Origin of the sequence: Sterolibacterium denitrificans, assembly GCF_900174485.1 — a bacterium.
GTDB classification, from domain to species: domain Bacteria; phylum Pseudomonadota; class Gammaproteobacteria; order Burkholderiales; family Rhodocyclaceae; genus Sterolibacterium; species Sterolibacterium denitrificans.
Genome location: NZ_LT837803.1, coordinates 1,708,939 through 1,731,102, shown reverse-complemented (window position 1 = coordinate 1,731,102; position 22,164 = coordinate 1,708,939). Strand labels below are relative to the sequence as shown.

The following is a 22,164-nucleotide window of genomic DNA, read 5'->3' as shown; positions in this document are numbered from 1 at the left end:
CTAAGGGAGCCGCAAACGACTATCGCCGGCAAGCGAAAAATTTACTTCAGGCCGCGCTTCCCTGCAGGAAGGACTGCTCGATCAATCCCGGCAGGCTGGCGCGGGCGATGCGGCCGCGCCGCTCGGCATCGACCAGGCCGGAGAAAATGGCCATCCACAGTTCGGTGAGCGCAGGCGTGGCGACATCGATGCGGAATGCGCCCGCCTGTTGCCCGCGCAGAAAAAAGGCATCGAGCTGCGATTCCCAGCCGGTTTCGGCGCCCATCTCGGTCGCGCCGTCCTGCCAGTAATACATCATCAGGAAAGCGCCGAATTCACGCTGCTCCAGCGTATGCACGGTCAGCCGATGCAAGGCATCGAGCGGCGCATCCTCGCCCAGACGCGCCGCTTCGATGGCTGCCGTGACGCGCGCCACGCTGTGATTCAGCAGGCGTTCGACCAATTGCTCGCGGGTCCGGCAAAAGCGGTAGAGCGTGGCCTTGCTCAAGCCCACGGCCCGCGCCAGTTCCTGCAAGGTGGCGCGGGGATGCTCGACCATCGCCAACGCCAGCGCGGCCAGCAGACGATTTTCCTCCTCGCTCACGACAACCTCGGGTGCAGGCACGGAAGCGGAGTCCGTGGATCGCGTGAAGTTCGAGTTCGGCGCAAATGCAGACGAGCCCATGTCCAGCCTCCTATCAGCGACTTGTTCAATATGAACCAATTATGCGTCATTTGATTGCAATTCAGTTGATTGGAATCAATCACAAGCAGATTACAGGAAAAATCCTATACCCATGAGAGCAACAAAGTTACTCATGAAACTTTATTGACTCATTAGGTATTCTGATGCATCATGCGAAATCGCATGCCTGTGCATGTAACCGACCCGGAATATCGCGTATGGACACGATACGAAATACACGCCGCAGCACCCGCATGAGCCTGGGCGCGCTGCTGACGACCGCCTTGCTGAGCGTGGGCGCCTGCGGCCAGTCGGGCGGGGAACAGGCCGCCGGAACGCCACCGCCCGCCCCGGTCGATGTGATCACCGCGCAGGCGGCAGCGCATACCGTGAGCAGCGAGCTGCCCGGCCGCATCGAAGCCGTGCGCAGCGCCGAGGTGCGAGCGCGGGTGGCCGGCATCGTCCTGCAGCGACATTTCAAGGAAGGCAGCCTGGTCAAGGCCGGCCAACTGCTGTTCCAGATCGATCCCGCCCCTTTGCGCGCGGCGCTGGCGCATGCCGAAGGCAGCCTGGCGCGTGCCGAAGCCGACATCTTCGATGCCCAGGCGCGTCTGAAGCGCTACACCGAACTGGTCGATATCGAAGCCGTCAGCCGCCAGGAATTCGACGCCGCCCAGGCCAGCCTGAAATCCGCCGAAGCCGCCCGCCGCATGGCGCAAGCCGAAGTCGCCACGGCGCGCCTGAATCTGGATTACGCCCAGGTCAAGGCACCGATCAGCGGCCGCATCGGCCGCGCCCTGGTGAGCGAAGGCGCTTTGGTCGGCCAGGATGAAGCCACCCCGTTGGCCATCATCCAGCAGCTCGATCCCGTGTATGCCGATTTCCAGCAGCCGCTGGCGGCCGCCCTGCAGTTGCAGCAGCAGCTCAAACAAACGGATCGCGCTGCAAGCCCAAGCCCGGCGCTGCCGCTGGCGATCAGCATCGCCGGCGTGGCGCAGCCGCGCCAGGGGCGTCTGCTGTTCAGCGACGTCAGCGTCGAGCGCAGTACCGGCCAGATCCTGCTGCGCGGCGAATTTCCCAATCCCGACGGCCTGCTGCTGCCCGGCATGTACGTGCGCGTGCACGTCCCCGGCCTGAGCTTCGCGCAGGCCTATCGGCTGCCGCAACGCGCCGTCAGCCATCTGCCCGACGGCACGGCCCAGGTCATGCTGGTGGATGCGGAAAACAAGGTCGAAGCGCGCGCGGTGCAGACCGTCGCCATGCAGGGCGGCGACTGGATCATCGCGGCGGGACTGCAGCCGGGAGAACGGGTGATCGTCAATGCCGCCACGTCCTTGCCGCCCGGCGCGCCCGTCGCGATCGCCCGCACGGATGGCGCGGCCGATGGGATTGATGCGGCTGCGCCTGTCCAATAGCCTCATTGCCGCCTGCACGCACCGAGCCACGCCCCGCCGCCAGGAGACGTTCATGTCGAAGTTCTTCATCCATCGCCCCAACTTTGCCTGGGTCGTGGCCATTTTCATCGCCCTGGCCGGCCTGCTGGCCATCCCCAGCCTGCCGGTGGCGCAATACCCGACGGTGGCGCCGCCGCAGATCAACATCCATGCCACCTATCCCGGCGCGTCGGCCACCCTGGTCAGCGAATCGGTGATCAGCGTCATCGAGGAAGAATTGAACGGCGCCAAGAACCTGCTCTATTACGACTCTTCCTCGAACTCCACCGGCTTTGGCGAAATCACCGTCACTTTCCAGCCCGGCACCAATGCGGATCTGGCCCAGGTCGATGTGCAGAACCGCATCAAAAAAGCCGAAGCCCGCCTGCCGGCGGCCGTCGTGCAGCAGGGCCTGCAGGTCGAACAGGCGAATACCGGCTTTCTGATGATCATCGCCCTGAGCTACAAGGACGGCGCGAAAAACCAGGATCAGATTGCCCTGGCCGATTACGCCGTGCGCCATGTGAACAACGAAATCCGCCGTCTGCCCGGGGTCGGCAAGCTGCAGTTCTTCGCCACCGAATCGGCGATGCGGGTGTGGATCGATCCGCAGAAGCTGCTCGGCTATGGTCTGTCGGTGGCCGACGTGAATGCCGCCATCGCCGCGCAGAACATCCAGGTGCCGGCGGGCAGCTTCGGCGCCCGCCCGGGCAGCGCCGAGCAGGAACTCACCGCGACCATCGCCGTCAAGGGCACGCTCGACGACGCGCGCGAGTTTGCCGGCATCGTGCTGCGGGCGAATGCGGATGGCTCGCAAGTCACCCTGGGCGATGTGGCGCGCATGGAAATCGGCCGCCAGAGCTATCTTTTCGATTCGCGGGTGAATGCCAGGAACGGCATCGCCTCGGCCGTGCTCCTCAGTCCCGGCGCGAACGCCCTGGAAACGGCGCGGGCGGTCAGCAAACGCCTGGAAGAACTCTCGGCGGGCTTTCCGGAAGACATCGAATATGCCATCCCCTACGACACCTCGCGCTTCGTCGATGTGGCCATCGGCAAGGTGCTGCAGACCCTGGCCGAGGCCATCCTGCTGGTGTTCCTGGTGATTTACCTGTTCCTGCAAAGCCTGCGCTATACCCTGATCCCGACCATCGTCGTGCCGATCTGCCTGCTCGGCACCCTGGCGGTGATGCAGATGCTGGGCTTCTCGGTGAACATGATGACCATGTTCGGCATGGTGCTGGCCATCGGCATCCTCGTCGACGATGCCATCGTGGTGGTGGAAAACGTCGAGCGCATCATGGCCGAGGAAGGTCTGGCGCCCGTGCCGGCGACGATCAAGGCCATGCAGCAGGTCTCCGGCGCCATCGTCGGCATCACCGCCGTGCTCGCCGCCGTGTTCCTGCCGCTGGCCTTCATGGATGGCTCGGTCGGCGTGATCTATCGCCAGTTCTCGCTGTCGCTGGCGGTTTCCATCCTGTTCTCCGGCTTTCTTGCGCTCTCCCTGACGCCGGCCTTGTGCGCCACCCTGCTGCGCCCCATCGCCGCGCACGACAAAACGGAAAAGCGCGGCTTCTTCGGCAGCTTCAACCGCCGCTTCACCCGGCTGACGACGGGCTACGCTTCCCTCACCCAGCGCCTGGTGCGCGCCACCGGCCGCTACATGCTGATCTATCTGGCCATCGTCATCGGCCTGGGCTGGCTGTACGTGCGGCTGCCCGAGTCCTTCGTGCCGGCCGAAGATCAGGGCTACTACCTGGTGAATGCCCAGTTGCCGCCCGGCGCCACCTATGCGCGTACCGAGAAAGTGGTGAAGCAGCTCGAAGAGCACATCCGCTCGCGTCCGGCCACCGATGCGGTGGTGATGATCCTCGGCTTCAGCTTTGCCGGCAGCGGCGAGAATGCGGCGCTGGGCTTTCCTTCGCTGATCGACTGGAGCCGGCGCGGCGACGGCCCGACGGTCGCCGATGAAGTGGCGGCGTTCAATGCGCGCTTTGCCGGTTTCACCGAAGCGGCGGTAATGGCCGTCAATCCGCCGCCCATCGACGGCATGGGCACGGCCAGCGGCTTTTCCCTGCGCCTGCAGGATCGCGGCGGCCTGGGCCATGCCGCGCTGATCGCCGCGCGCGATCAGTTGCTGGGTGAAGCCTACGCCAGCCCGGCCATTCTCTACGCCATGATGGAAGGGCTGGAAGACGCGCCGCAGTTGCGTCTGGACATCGACCGCGATCAGGCCCGCGCCATGGGCGTGGATTTTTCCGCCATCAGCACGGCCATTGCCAGCGCCTATGGCTCGGCCACCATCAATGACTTCGCCAATGCCGGCCGCCTGCAGCGCGTGGTGGTGCAGGCCGACGTGCAGGAGCGCATGACGCCGGAAAGCCTCCTCCAACTGTACATTCCGAATGCGCGTGGCGAGCAGGTGCCGCTGTCGGCCTTTGCCACCACGCACTGGGAAGTCGGCCCGGTGCAACTGAACCGCTACAACGGCTATCCGGCGGTGAAGATTTCCGGCGATGCCAAGCCCGGCTACAGCTCGGGCGAAGCCATGGCCGAACTGGAAAAAATCCTCGTCCGTCTGCCGCGTGGCATCGGCTATGAATGGACCGGTCTGTCCTATCAGGAGCGCTTCGCCGGTGCCCAGGCACCGCTGCTGTTCACGCTGGCCATCCTGGTAGTGTTCCTGCTGCTGGTAGCGCTGTATGAGAGCTGGGCGATGCCGCTGTCGGTGATGCTCATCGTGCCCATCGGCGCGCTCGGTTCGGTGCTCGCCACCAGCAGCCTGGGCCTGGCCAACGACGTGTATTTCAAGGTGGGGCTGATCACCATCATCGGCCTGGCCACCAAGAATGCCATCCTCATCGTCGAATTCGCCAAGAGCCTGCATGAATCCGGCCACAGCCTGCGCGAAGCCGCCGTGATGGCCGCCCGCCTGCGTTTCCGCCCGATCATCATGACCTCGCTGGCCTTCATCCTCGGCGTCGTGCCGCTGGTCATCGCCAGCGGCGCGGGCGCGGCCAGCCAGCGCGCCATCGGCACCGGCGTGATCGGCGGCATGCTGTCGGCCACCCTGCTGGGGGTGATCTTCATCCCCATCTTCTACGTCTGGGTGCTCAAACTGCTGAGGCGCGAGCCGCGGCAAGACGCTGCCCAGAGCCATCGAGAAACGGCCACGGGAGCCTGACATGCACGCCAACCTCCGCATCACCCGCACCGCCATCCTGTTGTCCGGACTCGGCCTTGCCGCTTGCTCGCTGGCGCCGGCGTATCGGACGCCCGACGCACCGATTCCCGCTCAGTGGTCCACGGCTCAAACAAGCGCCGCAGACACTGAAGAAGGAAACGGCACGCAAACCATGGACTGGCAGGACTTCGTCCGCGACGACGGCCTGCGCCAGCTCATCCGCCAGGCGCTGGCCAACAATCGCGAACTGCGCAGCGCCCTGCTGCAAGTGGATGCCAGCCGCGCCCTCTACGGCATCCAGCGCGCCGACCGCTTGCCCAGCCTGGATCTCGAAGCCAGCGGCCAGCGCCAGCGCCTGCCGGCCGACTTGAATGCCAGCGGCACGACCGGCGTGCAGTCCACGTATCAAGTTGGCCTGGGTCTGACGGCTTTCGAGCTGGATCTGTTCGGCCGCGTGCGCAACCTGTCGACCGCCGCCGAGGAAGAATTCTTTGCCACCGAGGAAAATGCCCAGGCCGCCCGCATCAGCCTGATCAGCGAGGTCATGCGCGGCTGGATCCTGCGCAACACCGCCTGGCAGCGCCAGCAGCTTGCCGAGCAAACCCGTCTGACGCGGGCACGCAGCCTGGAACTGATCAAACGCCGCCAGCAGGCCGGCCTGTCCAGCGCCCTCGATTTTCAGGAAGCGCGCGGCCTGGCGGAACAAGCCCAGGTCGAAGCCGAACGCGCCCAACGCGAACTCGCCCAGATCGAAAACGCCCTGCGCCTGCTACTGGGCAGCGATACGCTTTCACTGCCGCCAGCCGCGCCACCCAACGCCACGCTGCTCGCCACCATCGCCCCCGGCCTGCCCTCCCGTCTGCTCGAACAACGCCCCGACATCCGCGCCGCCGAGCACCAGTTGCGTGCCCGCAACGCCAGCATCGGCGCGGCACGCGCCGCCTTCTTCCCCAGCATCAGCCTGACCGGCCTGTTCGGCACGGCCAGCAGTGACCTGTCCGGCCTGTTCGACCACGGCCAGCGCACCTGGAACTTCATGCCGCAACTGCGCCTGCCGATCTTCGCCGGCGGCCGCAATCAGGCCAACCTGGATCTGGCCAAGGTGCGCAAGGACATCGCCATCGCCGACTACGAAAAGACCATCCAGACGGCTTTCCGCGAAGTGAATGACGCCCTCGTCGCCAACGCCACCCTGCAAAGAGAGGAAACCGCGCTGCGCGCCCGCCTCGATGCCGGCCAGCAGCGCCTGCACCTGGCCGAAGCGCGCTACCGCGCCGGCGTGGACGACCACCTACGCTACCTCGACGCCCAGCGCAACGACTACGCCAACCAGGCGGAACTCATCGCCGTGCAGGGCCAGCGTCAGCTTGCCGAAGTCAGCCTGTTCCGCGCCCTGGGCGGCGGCTGGCTGGCGGAAACGGCTACGGCGGGGACGGAACAATAGAAACGATAGGGTAGCGCTGCAAACATCCTTCCCAACCAGGCATCATCCTTGGCGCGAAGGTTTTTTCTGTTGCGCAAGAACCTCGGCCGGTAATCCGGATCAACTGGCCGCGAATCAACTGGCCGTTTTCCACCACCACGATGACGGCATTCGTCCGTACCGCCACTTGCCGCGCCATTTCGGCAGCGATGCCAACATCACGCCGCCCTCACACCCCCGCCTTCAACTGCTCCAGTATCGCCGGGTTCTCCAGGGTCGAGACATCCTGGGCGACATCCTCACCCCTGGCCAGTTGGCGCAGCAGGCGGCGCATGATCTTGCCGGAGCGGGTCTTGGGCAGGTTGTCGCCGAAGCGGATGTCGCGCGGCTTGGCGATGGGGCCGATTTCCTTGCCGACCCACTCGCGCAGTTGCGTTGCCATCTGCTCGGCCGCTGCGCCTTGCGGACGTTCGCCTTTCAGCACCACGAAAGCGCAGATCGCTTCGCCGGTGAGGTCATCCGGCCGGCCAACCACGGCGGCCTCGGCGACCAGGGGATTGGCCACCAGGGCGGACTCGATTTCCATGGTGCCCATGCGATGACCGGAGACGTTCAGCACGTCGTCGATGCGCCCCATGATGGTGAAGTAGCCGGTCTTCGCATCGCGCACCGCGCCGTCGCCGGCGAGGTACAGCCTGCCACCGAATTCGATCGGATAATAGGATTTGACGAAGCGCTCCGGATCGCCCCAGATGGTGCGCAGCATACCCGGCCAAGGTTTCTTCACGACCAGGCTGCCGCCCTCGCCCCAGGGCAGTTCGTTGCCGTTCTCATCGACCACCGCCGCCTGGATGCCGGGCAAAGGCAGGGTGCATGAACCAGGCACCAGCGGTGTTGCGCCTGGCAGCGGAGCGATCATGTGGCCGCCGGTTTCGGTCTGCCAGAAGGTATCCAGCACGGGGCAGCGGCTCCCGCCCACCTCGGTGTAGTACCACATCCAGGCTTCCGGATTGATCGGCTCGCCCACCGAACCGAGGATGCGCAGGGAGGATAGATCGTACTGGCGCGGCAGTTCCGGGCCGGCCTTGATCAGCGAGCGGATCGCCGTCGGTGCGGTGTAGAAAATGCTGACTTTGTGATCCTGGATCAGCTTCCAGAAGCGCCCGGCATCCGGCCAGGTCGGAATGCCCTCGAAAATGATTTCCGTCGCGCCGCAGGCCAGCGGCCCATAGGCGATATAGGTATGGCCGGTCACCCAGCCGATGTCGGCGGTACACCAGAAGACATCCTCCGGCCGGATGTCGAAGACCCATTTCATGGTGATCACCGCATGCAGCAGGTAACCCGCCGAGGAATGCTGCACGCCCTTGGGCTTGCCCGTCGACCCGGAGGTATACAGCAGGAACAGCGGATGCTCGGCCTCGACCCATTCCGGCTCGCAGGTTTCCGGCTGATTGGCGATCAGCTCATGCCACCAGAGATCGCGCCCGGCCAGCATCCGGCACGGCCCGCCGGTGCGCCGGTAAACGATGACGCACCTGATCGACTCGCAGCCGCCCATGGCGATGCCTTCATCGACCGCCGGCTTGAGCGGCATGGTCTTGCCGCCGCGGCACTGCTCGTCGGCGGTGATGACCGCCACGGCGCCGGCATCCTGGATGCGCTCCTGCAGACTCTTCGCCGAGAAACCGCCGAACACCACCGAATGGATGGCGCCGATGCGCGCGCAGGCCTGCATGGCGACCACGCCCTCGATCGACATCGGCATGTAGATCACCACCCGGTCGCCCTTCGCGATGCCCTGCGATTTCAGCGCATTGGCAAAGGCGATGGTCCGCGCCAGCAGCTCCCGGTAGGTGACTTTCGTCACCTTGCCGTCGTCGGCCTCGAAGATGATGGCGGTTTTCTCGCCCAGCCCGGCTTCGACATTGCGATCCAGGCAGTTGTAGGAGACATTCAGATCGCCGTCGGCAAACCATTTGTAAAACGGCACGCGCGACTCGTCGAGAACTTCATCGAACGGCCGCTTCCAGCTCAAATGTTCGCGCGCCAGACGCGCCCAGAAACCCTCGTAATCCGCCTCGGCCTCCCGGCACAGCGCCTCGTAGGCCGCCATGCCGGAAACCGTGGCCCGCGCAACGACCTCGGCCGGCGGAGGAAAAATACGGGTTTCCTGCAGCACGGACTGTATGCTCGTCATGATCTCGCTCCTCCGCAATCGTTACTGTACTGGTGTGACTGGATCGAATGATTGAATCGGCAAACCCGGGCCGGGCTGGTCTGGGCCTCCGCCTCACGGCGCCCAGTCTATAACAGCGCAGCCAGGCCGGCGCTTTCCTTCCGCCGCGCCGATCCGCGGCAGCCTCGCAGCGAGCGGCGACGACGGGGCAGATGTTAAAATCGCCGGCTTTGGCAGCACCGGTACCACCGGGCGCCGACCGCAAATTCACCGCGATCCATCACATAAAACCGCAAGGATATTGCCATGACCACCATCCGCCAGGAAGACTTCATCCAGAGCATCGCCGATGGCTTCCAGTACATCAGCTACTACCATCCCGCCGATTACATCAAGGCGCTGGGAGCGGCCTACGAGCGCGAGCAGAGTCCGGCGGCGAAGGATGCGATTGCCCAGATCCTCATCAATTCGCGCATGTGCGCCGAAGGTCATCGCCCGATCTGCCAGGACACCGGGATTGCCGTGGTCTTCCTCAAGGTCGGCATGAACGTCAAGTGGGATGCCACGCTGTCGGTGCAGGAAATGGTCAACGAAGGCGTGCGCCGCGCCTACCTGAACCCGGACAACAAGCTGCGCGCCTCGGTGCTGGCCGACCCGGCCGGCGCGCGCAGGAACACCAGGGACAACACGCCGGCCGTCGTGCATTACGAAATCGTCGGCGGTGAACATGCCGACCACGTCGAGGTGATTTGCGCGGCCAAGGGCGGCGGCTCGGAGAACAAGTCGAAGTTCTACGCCCTCAATCCCTCCGACTCCATCGTCGACTGGGTGCTGAAGACCGTGCCGACCATGGGCGCGGGCTGGTGCCCGCCGGGCATCCTCGGCATCGGCATCGGCGGCACGCCGGAAAAGGCCATGCTGCTGGCCAAGGAGTCGCTGATGGCGCCGGTGGACATCCATGAACTGCAAGAAAAGGCGGCGCGCGGCGAGACGCTCAGCCGCGTCGAGGAGCTGCGCCTGGAGCTGATGGAAAAAGTCAATGCGCTGGGCATCGGCGCGCAGGGTCTCGGCGGCCTGACCACCGTGTTGGACGTGAAGATCCTCGACTATCCGACCCACGCCGCCAGCCTGCCGGTGGCGATGATCCCCAACTGCGCGGCAACGCGCCACGCCCACTTTCATCTCGACGGTTCCGGCCCGGCTCGCCTCGATCCGCCCAACCTCGACGACTGGCCGCGCCTGACCTATGACAGCAGCAAGGGCAAGCGCGTCGATCTCGACACACTGAGCAAGGAGGAGGTCGCCTCCTGGCAGCCGGGCGACGTGCTGCTGCTGAATGGCAAGCTGCTGACCGGCCGCGACGCCGCGCACAAGCGCATCCAGGACATGCTGGCCAAGGGCGAGAAGCTGCCCGTCGACTTCACCAATCGCGTCATCTACTACGTCGGCCCGGTCGATCCGGTGCGCGACGAAGCCGTCGGCCCGGCCGGCCCGACCACCGCCACGCGCATGGACAAATTCACCGAAATGATGCTGGCGCAGACCGGCCTGATCGCCATGATCGGCAAGGCCGAGCGCGGCCCGGTGGCCATCGAGGCGATCAGGAAACACCAGTCGGCGTATCTCATGGCCGTCGGCGGCGCCGCCTATCTGGTGGCCAAGGCGATCAAGGCAGCCAGGGTCGTCGGCTTCGAGGATCTGGGCATGGAAGCGATCTACGAATTCGAGGTCAAGGACATGCCGGTCACCGTTGCCGTCGATGCCCAGGGCGTTTCGGTGCACAACACCGGCCCGGCCGAGTGGCAGGCCCGCATCGGCAAGATTCCGGTCGTCAAGGCTTGATGCCTGCCCAGCGCACGCGAGGACTGGCGTGATCGGAGCCTTCGACTCCGGCCTCGGCGGCCTATCGGTGCTGGCGGCAATCGCCCGCGTGCTGCCGCGGGCCGATCTCGTCTACCTGGCCGACACGGCGCATGTACCCTACGGCGACAAGACCGACGACTTCATTCGCGGCCGCGTGCTGGCCATCGGCCGACATCTCGTCGCGGCCGGCTGCACCACGCTCGTCGCCGCCTGCAATACCGCCACCGCCGCCGCCGTGCAGGCGCTGCGCGACGACCAGCCGGGCATCGCGGTCGTCGGCATCGAACCCGGCGTGAAGCCTGCCGCCGTCACGTCGCGGAGCCGCCGCATCGCCGTGCTGGCCACCGAATCGACCGCCAGCAGCGCCCGGCTCAAACACCTGATCGACACGCATGCCACCGGCGCTGGCGTCTTCGTGCAGGTCGAGCCTTGCCCCGGCTGGGCGACGCGCGTCGAAATGCTGCAACTCGACGGTCCCGAATTTGCCGCCGAGGTCGCCGCCCGGATCGCGCCGCTGCTCGACGCCGGCGCCGACCGCCTCGTTCTCGGCTGTACCCACTATGCATTTCTGGCCGACCTGCTGCGGCCCCTGGTGGCCGGCCGCGCCGAACTCGTCGAGGTAGCCGACGCCGTGGCGCGCGAAGTCGTGCGCCGCGCCGGCACTGCCGCCCACGGCAGCGGCCGCATCCGCCTGCACGCCACGGCACGACCGGAGCGCCTGCACGCGGCGCTGCCCGCGCTCGGGCTCGGCATGCTGATGCCGCGCATCGACGGGCCGGCGCTGCTCATCCGGCATCTTTGAAAATCACAGAACGAATGGGGGCTCCTGTCCCCGCTCGAACCGGGTCGAGCGGCACGCTTCCGTCGAAGCGCCGGCGCATCGTTCATCGTTCCTTCGATCAAAGATAGGCGCTCGCCACCTCGACGATGGTTTCCCGAATGTGCTGGCGACGGTAGCGCAGCGGCGCCATGTCCGGCTCATAGGCGATCACGGCATTGCGCCCGGCAAACAGGATGGAATCCGGAAACATCGGGTGCGCTTCGCCACTGACGGCCAGCGTCTGCGGATTGCCTACGGCGGCGCAGAACATTTCCAGGTACGCTTTCCAGCTCAGATTCTCGTCGCCGACCAGATAGGCGCGGCCGCCCTCGCCGCGTTCGAACGCAGAAGCAATGGCCTCCGACAGCGACAGCGACGAAATGTGATTGACGCCGCCCGCCGGGGCCACCAGCGGCATGCCGGGCAGGCGGCCGGCGGCGTATTGGACCAGGGCGCGCAGATGCGGCACCACCAGCCCGGGCACGTGCCCGACGATGAACGGCGCATTCAGGCTGCAGACGGTGAAGCGTTCGTCGTTCAAGGCGCGGGCACCTGCGTCGGATAGATGACGCGAGCGCACATAGATGCTCGTGACGATCTTCTCGGGCACCACCTGCGGATAGTAGCTGCCGATCAGCACCGCGCGGCGCACGCCGGCGTCCCGCGCCCGCGCGAAGAAGCGCGGAATGGCCTCGATGTTGGCACGCGTATAGAAGCTTTCCTCCGACTCGCCGTCAGGCAGTCTGCGCGGATCCGCGCCGGCGGCGAACAGCATGCCCTCATAGCCGCGCAGACGCTCCAACTGAAAATCCGCCGCCTGGTAATCCTGGTAATCGATGGAAACAAAGGGAAAGCCTTGCAGACAAGCCACCCCAGGCCGCGCGCGCGCCGCCAGCGTGACCTCATGGCCCAGGCTGCTCAGGTGCAAGGCGGCGTGCGCGCCGGTGAGGCTGCTTCCGCCGACGACGAGGATCTTCATTTGCCGCTCGCGCGCATCACGGACGCTGACCGCCGCACAGCACGTCGGTCACGCGCTCGGTGTCCATGTATTCCTTGAGCGACAGCAGCTTGCCGTTGCGGAATTCGAACAGGAAGTGGTACAGATTGCCGTAGCGCCTGCCCGATGCGTGCAAACCTTCGCTCTCGGCCTCGACGGCGACCTTGTTGCCTTCCGCCACCATGCCGTGGATGGTGAATTTGATCCCCTGCGGAAAAGCCTCAAGGATGGCGCCGGCCGACGCGGCGATCTGCGCCTTCGTGAACTTGCCGGAAATCAGCGTCCCTCCTGCGGTCCACACGAATCCCTCGTCGTCGTACATGCCGACGAAGCCGGCGATGTCGCCTTGATTCAGATATTCGATGAAGCGGGTCACGAGTGCTTTGTTGTCCACCATGGTTCTCCCGTAGACGCTCATGCCGAAGCAGAGCAATATTGCCGATGCGCTGGATGCCCCCTCAAACTCACATCTCGGCGATCACCTCGCCGCCGAAGCGGCGGATGCTTGAAGTCGTCGGCGCGCTGCAGGCTGGCTTGGCTTGGCGTGGCCGCCGATGCCGGTCTCATCAAGGTAAAGCGCATGTCGCTCTCCTCGCAGGCTTGCCGCGGTTGCAATTGGGTCACTCGGCCATCGCCGCGGCAAAATCCGCCATCGCCTTGTCGAACTGCCAGTAGGCCTTCAGCGAAAGAATCTTGCCCGCTTCATCGACGCGATACACGCCGATGAAATTCACCTCGAAGGACTTGCCGTTGGGCAGGATCCTGGTAATGCGCAGCAGGTTGGCGCACTCGTCGCCGGCCGGGTAGGACTCGCGTATGCGGATCTCGCCGCCATTCGGGGCGATCACGTTGTCCCAGAAGGCGCCGATCGCCTCCTTGCCCTTGTGGCCCTGGCCCGTCGGATCGAAGGCGGAGACGCCGACCGGATCCTGCAGAATCGCATCGTCGGCGAACAGCCCCAGCCAGCCGGCGCGGTTTCTCGCCTTGACGTTGCGCATCGAATTGAAACTGGCCTGCTGCGCGGGAAAAGGGGAATCCTGGGTGAAATCGACGTCGCTCATGGAACATGTCTCCTGGTCATTGATGAATGGCTTGGCCTGCCGCGCTGGCTGAAGGCTGGCGGAAGGCGCGAGGATGGAAAAACTGCCGATGGCGCGCCACGCGCCGCTCGCCACAGAATACCCGCGATTCCAGATTCAATAGATACCCGGCAGGATATGCCAGCGTACCTTTTTCCGGTAGGCCACCCAGTCGTCGCCGTACTTGGCCGCGCAGTGACGGTCGTCGCGCCAGTCGCGATGCACCAGCAGAATGACGAAGGCCAGGAAATAGCCGTAGCCGAAGATCGTGTTGGTGCCGACGACAAGCCCCATCGACAGTGCAATCATCAGATCGCCCAGGTAATTGGCGTGGCTGGCCACGCCCCACCAGCCGCTGGTCAGCAGCTTGCTGCCGCGCCTGGTCTGGATGTATTCCGGCGCGCGGCCCCAGATCTTCGTGTGCGGATTCTGGCGGAAACGATGCTTCTGGATGTTGCACTGGCGGAAGATGAGATAGCCCGTCAATCCGGTCGCCAGGATGCCGGCGACGCCCCACCACGGCAGCACATAGGGATTCCTGGCCAGCCAGACGGCGGACAGGTTGTAGAAGAACGGCACGTAGATCAGGCTGCCCCAGCACAGCATCCAGCCGAAAGGCTCATGCACGATGTCCCAGGTCGTCAGGATGGCATCCTCGAAGATGTAGTAGTCGGTGATGTACAGGGCGATCAGGAAGCATGACAACAACATTGCATTGGTGACCGTGCCGAAGTTCTGGTACTGATGCATGGCGCAGGACAACGCGATCACCACGAAGAAGCTCAGCCCGGGACGCGACTCGCAGAAGAACTTCCAGTCGAAGCGCCCGTTGCGCGGGTTGCGGGCGGCGCCCAGAAAAAATGCTTCCAGCGCGTTGAGCTTGCGCTCCTCCGCCGTCGCCTGGCGGCGCCCGAGAAAATAGACATAGAAACACAAGGCGAAGACGACGACGTTGGCGGTGCTCAACAGCTCAGGCAAATGGCGGTAGATATAGTCGCCCGGCAGCAGCCCGGTGTAATGCAACCCCGTCCACAGGACGATGGTGATGAGGAAGGAACGCAGGCCGTTCAGCGTGTACACCAGCCGCGAGCCGTCTTCGAGCGGTTGGCCCTGTTCCAGCTTGCCCGGCAGGAAATGGTACAGCGACGCTTGCAGCACCAGCCAGCCGGCGTAGAAGCCCAGCGCCTCCCAGGTCGGCGGCGCGATGTGCGACCAGAAGGCGGCGTCCGGCAGTGTCATCGCACCATTGAAATGAATCACCGATATCTGGCAATACCAGACCCACATCGGCAACGCGCCGAGCATGATGACGAAAGCCACCATGTTGAAGCGGCGCATGGCCGGAGAAACGGAGGAACTGGTCATGTCTGTACCTTGCTTTTCATTTACGGGCACATCAACGATGTTGCTGTACGTAACTGCCGTCATCCCCGCGAAAGCGGGGATCCATCGACACATTGGATTCCCGCTTTCGCGGTAATGACAAGCAATCGCCTCCTCAGTTGCCGAACACCGCCCAGCTGTTCTCGAGAACCAGGCGCACCGAGGCATACAGGCCGATGAGGCCGAAGATGAACCACGGGCAGTTGGTGCCCCAGATGTAGATCAGGTTTTCGGCGGAGCTGTTCTGATGCTGGCGTCCCACGTTGAAGAAGGCGAACCAATACAGGCCGGTACAGTAGGTCACCTGATAGAAGAAACACAGCGCGACGATGCCGATGACATTGGCCGGAAGGAAATGGTAGGTGAAGCCGAAGTGCAGAATCAGGCAGGGAATCAGCGTCCAGAAGCCGTTGCCGACGTCGAGGTTGAAGCCCAGCGTGCGCTTATCGGCGTAGGAACCGTCGAACAGCGAGTAGGTCGCCCAGACATCGCACCAGTAATCCGGCGAAAGCACGTTGGACAGAGTCACTTTTGAGGTGACGAAATCCAGCACCGGCTGGTTCTTGTCGTTGGGAAAGCGCTTCCGGTATGCTTCGTTCTTCTGCGCGATGAGGTCGATGCGCGCAAACAGACACATCTCCCACAGGCAGATGATCATGTTCAGCGACAGGAAGAACATCACCAGCAAATAGACGACGCTGAAGTTACCCGTAACCTGGTGGTGGTTCCACACCGATGCGCCGAAGATCGCCACCAGCACGACGCCGACGAAGGTCATGAAATTCATGCTTGCTCCTCTGTATGTGATGGATATTTCAGCCGGCCATTGTATGAAGCCGAACCGCCGCCTGGCTAATGAAGATGCTGCACACCAGTATGCGCGAAATTAATCTTCGAAAACTCGACCTCAACCTGCTGGTCGCGCTCGACGTGCTGCTGACCATGGAAGAGGTCAGCGCCGCCGCGGCGAAGATGTGCCTCACCCAGTCGGCGATGAGCCACACGCTGCAGCGCCTGCGCGAGCACTTCGACGATCCGCTGCTGGTCAAGGGCAAGGGGCGCATGGTCAAGACGCCGCGCGCCGAGGCGCTGGCCGCGCCTTTACGCCGTGCACTGCTCGAGTTGCAGCATGCCATCCAGTGCGACGTCGAGTTCGTCCCGGCCACCTCGCGCCACTGTTTTCACATCGCCACCAACGACTACGGCGACTGGACGCTGATGCCGCAGTTGATGGCGCGTCTGGCCGAACAGGCGCCGCACGTCGACGTCAAGATCAGCCACTTCGACCCGGAGAACTCCATCGTCCCGCTGGAGAGCGGCAGCATCGAGCTGGTCTTCTGCCATCCCGTCAAACATGCCGTCGGCATTCAGCAGGAAACCCTGTTCGAGGAAGACTTCTGCTGCGCCACGCGCGCGCAGCACCCGCGCATCGGCCGCCACCTGGACCTCGACACCTACCTCGCCCAGTCGCATCTGCGCATCGCCCCGCGCGGCGGCCAGCGCGACCTGATCGACAAGACGCTGGCCAGGCTCGGCAAGCAGCGCCGCATCGCCCTGTCCACGCCCAATCTCAGTTCGGCGCCGGTGCTGCTGACCAATTCCGACCTGGTGCTGACCGCCCCGCGCCGCTGCGTGCAGGCCTGGCAGAAACTGCTGCCGATCAGTCTGCACGAACCGCCCGTCGCGCTGCCCGGCTTCACCATTGCCATGATCTGGCATGAACGCTTCGAGCACGACCCGGCCAACCTCTGGCTGCGCGCGCAGATGCGCGAGATCTGCCATCTCGCCAGCAACCCCGCCGCCCCGGTCCTGCCGACACGCGCAAAGGCCGACGCGCCGCGACCGGCGAGACTTGCGAAATGAACAATCGGCGTGGCGTGGCGGGACTGCAGCTGAGCAGCCCGCAGCAGTAGCGGTTCGCTTCAGGCAGCGGCCAGATGCCTGCCCGCAAGGCGACCGAAATAGCTGGCATCGCTGAGCGACATGCCCGAGCTGTAGCCCTCGCCCCAGCGCGGCAGGCCGCAGGCGGTGCGCCCCGCCGCATAGAGACCGGGAATCACCGCACCTTCCGGATCGATGACCTGGCCGGTGGGTAATGTCGCCAGTCCCCCCAGCGTAAAGCCGGCGGCAGGCCAGGCGGAATCGCCGAAGCTCATGGCGGCAAAGGGGCCTTCGGTCAACGGCTGCAGCCAATCCGCATGTTTGCGGAAAATCGGATCGCTGCCTGCGGCGGCGTGGCGATTGTAGGTTTCCACGGTGTGAACCAACTCGCCGGCCGGCATGCCCAGCTCGTGCTCGATCTCCGCCCAGTGCTCACCGACGGCCGCAACCTCGATGTTGGGAAACAGTTTGGGCCGTTCGAAAATGCTGTTGTCGACGAGCAGCCAGGCGTTGCCGCTCGGCTGGCGCATGATGTACTGGCCGATGCGGCCGTGATAGGCGTCCTCGTTGATGAAGCGCTGGCCGCGCTCATTGACGAAGATGCCCTTGATCAGGCATTCCGGCGGGATGAACGGGCGGGTCGAGAAAAACTGATCCATGTGGATCGCCGCGCCGCCCACCGACATGCCCATGCGGATGCCCGAGCCGTTGTCATTGCCGCCGCTCACATGGAAACCGATGCGCAAGGCATCCGGCGCATAGCGCCGCAGCATCTCCGCATTGCTGACGAAGCCGCCGGCGCAGAGCACGACACCCTTGCGCGCGCGGTAGTAGCGCTCGCTGCCGTCGCTGCGCACGACCAGGCCATGTACGTGATTGTCGGCATCGGCAATCAGCGCCAGGGCGCGGGTATCGAACTGCGCCTCGATATTGCGCCGCACCGTAACCGCTGCGACGAGTTTTTCCATCAGTACCCTGCCGGCCCCCATGCCCTCCTGTTGCACGGCATGACCGCGCGGCGCGGGTCTGGCCCGCTCACTGAACGGCCAGGCGGCTTCGCTGCCGCTCCAGACCAGGGTGTCATCGGTAAACGGCTCGACCGTGCGCGCCGGATGGTAAGTGCCCTTGAACGGCACGCCCTGCGCCTGCAGCCATTCGTAATGCGCCAGCGCATTTTCGGCAAACAGGCGCACGCGCTCCGCATCGGCGCCGGGGCCGCCGGCCATCATCATGTAATTGAGGAAATCCTCCGTGGCATCGGCAAAGCCATGATCGCGCTGTACCGGCGTGCCACCGTTGCCGCCGAAGTAGAACTCGCCACCGGACATGGCCGTGCTGCCGCCCGCGCCCGAAGCCAGTTCGAAGATCAGGCATGAGGCACCCGCCTCGGCCGCTTCCAGCGCCGCGCAGGCGCCGGCAATGCCATAGCCGACGATCAGCGCATCGGCCTCGCCATCCCAATGCGGCACGTCGGCGAGGCGGCAGGGGCGGGAAGCGGTATGAGTGGCTACGGTCATGTCATGTCTCCGTCTTAAAGTCGCTGTTCGACCCAGCCCTTGACCGAGGCCAGCGCGGCGCCGAGATTTTCCGGCTGCGTTCCGCCGGCCTGCGCCATGTCGGCACGGCCGCCGCCCTTGCCGCCGACCTGCTGGGCAACGGCATTGACGAGTTCGCCCGCCTTGAGTTTGGCGTGAAGATCATTGGTCACGCCGGCAATCAGCGTGACCTTGCCATCGGCCACGCTGCCGAGGACGATGGCGGCACTGCCCAGTTTGTTCCTGAGCTGATCCAGCGTTTCGCGCAGCGCCTTGGCATCGGCGCCTTCGAGCGTGGCGGCGAGCACCTTGCTGCCTTTGAGTTCGATGGCCTGGCCGGCGAGATCATCACCCTGCGTCGCGGCCAGTTTCGACTTGAGGCGCGCGAGTTCCTTTTCCAGCGCGCGCGTGCCTTCGAGCAGGCTGGCGATGCGCGCGGCGGCTTCCTGCGCCGGCGCCTTGACCTGAGCGGCAATGTCGGCGAGCTGGCCGTCGAGCTGCTGGATGTATTCGAGCGCGCCCTCGCCGGTCACTGCCTCGACGCGGCGGATGCCGGCGGCCACGCCGCCCTCGCTGATGATCTTGAACAAGCCGATGTCGCCGGTGCGGCGCACGTGGGTGCCGCCGCACAGCTCGGTGGAAAACTCGCCCATGCCGATGACCCGGACTTCGTCGCCGTACTTCTCGCCGAACAGCGCCATGGCGCCCGAGGCAATCGCGTCGTCATAACCCATGTGTCGCGCGCTGACTTCGACGTTGCGGCGGATTTCACGGTTCACCAGCGCTTCGACCCTGGCGATTTCCTGCGCCGTCATCTGCTGCGGGTGGGAGAAATCGAAGCGCGTGCGCTGGGCATCGACCAGCGAGCCCTTCTGCTGCACGTGCTTGCCGAGCACTTCGCGCAACGCGGCGTGCAGCAGGTGGGTGGCCGAGTGGTTCCACTGGGCGCGCATGCGCGCCGCGGTGTTCACGCGCGCCGTGACCTTTTCGCCGACGGCCAGCGTGCCGGCCTTCAAGGTGCCCTGGTGGCCGAACACGTCGGCCTGGATCTTCTGCGTGTCGCGCACCTCGAACAATGTCGTGCACACCGCCCCGCGCACCAGTTCGCCGCAGTCGCCGACCTGGCCGCCGGACTCGGCGTAGAACGGCGTCGCATCGAGCACGACGATGCCCTCATCGCCGGCGTTGAATTGGTTGACGCGCTGGCTGTCGCGGTAAAGCGCGAGCACCGTGGCCTCTTCTTCGAGCGACTCGTAGCCCTTGAAGTCGGTGCTCTTGCCGTCGTACTCGACGCTGCCCTTCATCTTGAAGCTCGACGCGGCGCGCGCCATCTCGCGCTGGCGCTCCATCGCGGCATTGAAACCGGCCTCGTCGATGCTCATCCCGCGTTCGCGGCAGATGTCGGCGGTCAGGTCGAGCGGAAAGCCGTGCGTATCGTAGAGCTTGAACGCGGTCTCACCGTCGAGCGTCTTCAACCCGGGCTCGACGGTGAGGGCGGCTTCGAGGATTTCCATGCCGTGCTCGATGGTTTCGCCGAAGCGTTCCTCTTCCTGGCGCAGCACGGCGGTGATGCGCGCATGTTGTTCGGCGAGATCGGGATAGGCCTCGCCCATGGCCTTGCACAGGTCATCGACGAGCTTGTGGAAGAACGGCTGCTTCTGGCCGAGCTTGTAGCCGTGGCGGATGGCGCGGCGGATGATGCGGCGCAGAACGTAGCCACGGCCGTCGGCGCCGGGGATGATGCCGTCGAGCACCATGAACGCGCAGGCGCGGATGTGGTCGGCGATCACCTTCAGCGAGTTATTGGCCAGATCCCGGCAATGCGTCTCGCGCGCCGCGGCCTTGATGAGTTGCTGGAACAGGTCGATCTCGTAATTGCTATGCACGTGCTGCAGCACGGCGGCGATACGTTCCAGGCCCATGCCGGTATCGACGCTGGGCTTGGGCAGCGGATGCAGCACACCGGCCTCGTCGCGGTTGAACTGCATGAAGACGAGATTCCAGATTTCGATGTAGCGGTCCCCATCCTCGTCGGGGGAGCCCGGCGGCCCGCCGGGAATCTCCGCGCCATGGTCGTAGAAAATCTCGCTGCATGGCCCGCAGGGGCCGGTGTCGGCCATCTGCCAGAAGTTGTCGGACGCGTATCTGGCGCCCTTGTTGTCGCCGATGCGCACGATGCGCTCGACCGGCACGCCGACTTCCCTGGCCCAGATGTCGTAGGCTTCGTCGTCCTCGGCATACACCGTCACCCACAGCTTTTCCGTCGGCAGTCGATAGACCTGGGTGAGCAGTTCCCAGGCGTAGTGGATCGCATCGCGCTTGAAATAATCGCCGAAGCTGAAGTTGCCCAGCATCTCGAAGAAAGTGTGATGCCGCGCCGTGTAGCCGACGTTTTCCAGATCGTTGTGCTTGCCGCCGGCGCGCAGGCTGCGCTGCGACGAGGTCGCCCGCGTGTAGGGGCGCTTGTCCTTGCCGGTGAATACGTCCTTGAACTGCACCATGCCCGAGTTGGTGAACAGCAGCGTCGGGTCGTTGCCCGGCACCAGCGAACTGGAAGCGACGACGGTGTGCCCCTTCGAGGCGAAGAAGTCGAGGAATTTCTGGCGGATTTCGGCGCTGTTCATGGCGTGCGGGTGAGTTCAACGAAACAGATGAAAGTGGCGATTTTAGCAGTCGGCCGAGGCATGCGGACAGCAACCGCCCACGCCGGGGGCAGTCGCTGAAAACAAAAAATCCCTGCCGGACTTTCGATCCGGCAGGGACGTTTCAGACCAGCTTTCAGACCGGCAAAAACCGGACCGATGAGCGATCAATGTGGCGTGCCGGCCTTCTGCTGCTGCGCCTTGCGATGGATGGTGATTACCGAGGTCGGTGCGTCCATGCCTTGCGCCTGGGCGCCAGTGTAGCCCTCCTCCTCTTCCACCACGGGATGCGGCGCGGGCGGCGGCAGATAAGCCACCTTGTTTTCCAGCAGGCGCTGTTCAAGGCGGATGAACTGCTCCATCAACTCGCCGAACGCCAGATAGTAGGCCGGCGCCCTGCTCTTCTTGAGATTGGCATTGAGCAGAGGTATCCAGGTAGAGGGGTGACGGTTGAGGAAATCACGCTGGGCGCGGATGAAGTCACCCGCGGATTCCGTCTCGCCCGCGGCCTTGGCTTCGAGCTCGCTGAAAATCAGGTAGTGCATGAATTCCATCTGCGTGGTCAGATGGTCGGGCAGCTCGTTTGCCTCGGTGCCGGCGGCGGTCAGACCGAAATAGTTGTAGAAACGCACCAGCTCCTCGAGCAGGCCCATGCGGGCATCGCCCTTGGCGGCACCGGCATTCAGGGCACAGGAAGGGCCGTCGGCGCCGCCGACGTCGAACAGGCGGGTGTATTCGATCGACAGGGCATCGGCCTCGCCGGCTTCGGTCAGCGCATTCCAGTCGATGGCCTTGTCCAGTTCGGGATGGACGGTGCAGAAGATTTCGCGTGCCTTGCGGGCAATGTCGCCGGCGCGGATCAGCTCGGTCAGCTCGCCTTCCGGATATTCCATGGCCGCGGCCAGAAAACCATAGGCCTGACTGCGCAGCCGGTCGATGGCTTCTGCCGTATTGTTTGCATTGCTCATTTGCATGTACCAATCAGTTCAAAAAGAAAGACGCGGACAAGACCGCGTCGCAACCTGCAGCCTGCAACCTGTTGTCTTCCTGCGTTGCGGCGGACGAGGCCTGCATGATACCGCAG

General features: G+C 64.6%; 16 protein-coding genes. 6 read left to right on the top strand and 10 right to left on the bottom strand.

Features of this window, described 5'->3' with window-relative positions:
• Positions 1 to 46: 46 nt before the first annotated feature.
• On the bottom strand, positions 47 to 583 hold the full coding sequence (locus SDENCHOL_RS07990) for a TetR/AcrR family transcriptional regulator (protein ID WP_197706878.1): 537 nt from the start codon (positions 581 to 583) through the stop codon (positions 47 to 49).
• A gap of 299 nt (positions 584 to 882) precedes the next feature.
• On the opposite strand from SDENCHOL_RS07990, the gene SDENCHOL_RS07985 reads away from it, so the two are divergent.
• From SDENCHOL_RS07985 to SDENCHOL_RS07975, 3 genes are read left to right on the top strand one after another with little or no spacing between them, the layout of a single operon-like run.
• Positions 883 to 2,079 carry an efflux RND transporter periplasmic adaptor subunit gene (locus tag SDENCHOL_RS07985; protein WP_269458632.1) on the top strand — a complete coding sequence of 399 codons (1,197 nt, stop codon included), beginning with the start codon at positions 883 to 885 and terminating at the stop codon, positions 2,077 to 2,079.
• A 52-nt stretch (positions 2,080 to 2,131) separates the two neighbouring features.
• Positions 2,132 to 5,278: an efflux RND transporter permease subunit gene (locus tag SDENCHOL_RS07980; RefSeq protein ID WP_154716750.1), complete on the top strand. Its 3,147-nt coding sequence runs from the start codon at positions 2,132 to 2,134 to the stop codon at positions 5,276 to 5,278.
• A 1-nt stretch (position 5,279) separates the two neighbouring features.
• Complete coding sequence (locus tag SDENCHOL_RS07975; RefSeq protein ID WP_154716749.1) at positions 5,280 to 6,722, top strand: efflux transporter outer membrane subunit; 1,443 nt, start codon at positions 5,280 to 5,282, stop codon at positions 6,720 to 6,722.
• A gap of 208 nt (positions 6,723 to 6,930) precedes the next feature.
• On the opposite strand, the gene acs is transcribed toward SDENCHOL_RS07975, so the two are convergent.
• The gene (gene acs, locus SDENCHOL_RS07970; RefSeq protein ID WP_154716748.1) at positions 6,931 to 8,901 is read right to left on the bottom strand and encodes an acetate--CoA ligase; all 1,971 of its coding nucleotides are present in this window, start codon (positions 8,899 to 8,901) and stop codon (positions 6,931 to 6,933) included.
• A 285-nt stretch (positions 8,902 to 9,186) separates the two neighbouring features.
• Between acs and SDENCHOL_RS07965 the strand changes: the two genes are divergently transcribed.
• The gene (locus tag SDENCHOL_RS07965) at positions 9,187 to 10,722 is read left to right on the top strand and encodes a fumarate hydratase (RefSeq protein ID WP_154716747.1); all 1,536 of its coding nucleotides are present in this window, start codon (positions 9,187 to 9,189) and stop codon (positions 10,720 to 10,722) included.
• Between the two features lie 28 nt (positions 10,723 to 10,750).
• A complete protein-coding gene (gene murI / locus SDENCHOL_RS07960; protein ID WP_154716746.1) occupies positions 10,751 to 11,545 on the top strand; it encodes a glutamate racemase in 795 nt (264 codons plus the stop codon).
• Between the two features lie 97 nt (positions 11,546 to 11,642).
• Here murI and SDENCHOL_RS07955 read toward each other — a convergent pair whose 3' ends face one another.
• From SDENCHOL_RS07955 to SDENCHOL_RS07935, 5 genes are all read right to left on the bottom strand, one after another.
• A complete protein-coding gene (locus SDENCHOL_RS07955; protein ID WP_154716745.1) occupies positions 11,643 to 12,542 on the bottom strand; it encodes an NAD-dependent epimerase/dehydratase family protein in 900 nt (299 codons plus the stop codon).
• Between the two features lie 16 nt (positions 12,543 to 12,558).
• Positions 12,559 to 12,957, bottom strand: coding sequence for a nuclear transport factor 2 family protein (locus tag SDENCHOL_RS07950; RefSeq protein ID WP_154716744.1), 399 nt, complete (start codon positions 12,955 to 12,957; stop codon positions 12,559 to 12,561).
• 223 nt (positions 12,958 to 13,180) lie between these two features.
• The gene (locus SDENCHOL_RS07945; protein ID WP_154716743.1) at positions 13,181 to 13,621 is read right to left on the bottom strand and encodes a nuclear transport factor 2 family protein; all 441 of its coding nucleotides are present in this window, start codon (positions 13,619 to 13,621) and stop codon (positions 13,181 to 13,183) included.
• 135 nt (positions 13,622 to 13,756) lie between these two features.
• A complete protein-coding gene (locus SDENCHOL_RS07940; protein ID WP_172955037.1) occupies positions 13,757 to 15,004 on the bottom strand; it encodes a hypothetical protein in 1,248 nt (415 codons plus the stop codon).
• 133 nt (positions 15,005 to 15,137) lie between these two features.
• A complete protein-coding gene (locus tag SDENCHOL_RS07935) occupies positions 15,138 to 15,809 on the bottom strand; it encodes a hypothetical protein (RefSeq protein ID WP_154716741.1) in 672 nt (223 codons plus the stop codon).
• A gap of 74 nt (positions 15,810 to 15,883) precedes the next feature.
• Between SDENCHOL_RS07935 and SDENCHOL_RS07930 the strand changes: the two genes are divergently transcribed.
• A complete protein-coding gene (locus tag SDENCHOL_RS07930) occupies positions 15,884 to 16,885 on the top strand; it encodes a LysR family transcriptional regulator (RefSeq protein WP_172955036.1) in 1,002 nt (333 codons plus the stop codon).
• 59 nt (positions 16,886 to 16,944) lie between these two features.
• Here SDENCHOL_RS07930 and SDENCHOL_RS07925 read toward each other — a convergent pair whose 3' ends face one another.
• The 3 genes from SDENCHOL_RS07925 to SDENCHOL_RS07915 form a co-directional block, all read right to left on the bottom strand.
• The gene (locus tag SDENCHOL_RS07925) at positions 16,945 to 18,420 is read right to left on the bottom strand and encodes an FAD-dependent oxidoreductase (RefSeq protein WP_154716739.1); all 1,476 of its coding nucleotides are present in this window, start codon (positions 18,418 to 18,420) and stop codon (positions 16,945 to 16,947) included.
• 14 nt (positions 18,421 to 18,434) lie between these two features.
• Positions 18,435 to 21,062 (bottom strand): alanine--tRNA ligase, encoded by a 2,628-nt coding sequence (gene alaS / locus SDENCHOL_RS07920; protein WP_154716738.1) that lies wholly within the window; start codon positions 21,060 to 21,062, stop codon positions 18,435 to 18,437.
• 185 nt (positions 21,063 to 21,247) lie between these two features.
• Entirely contained in the window at positions 21,248 to 22,048 is an 801-nt protein-coding gene (locus tag SDENCHOL_RS07915) for a molecular chaperone TorD family protein (protein WP_172955035.1), read from the bottom strand.
• Positions 22,049 to 22,164 lie beyond the last annotated feature (116 nt).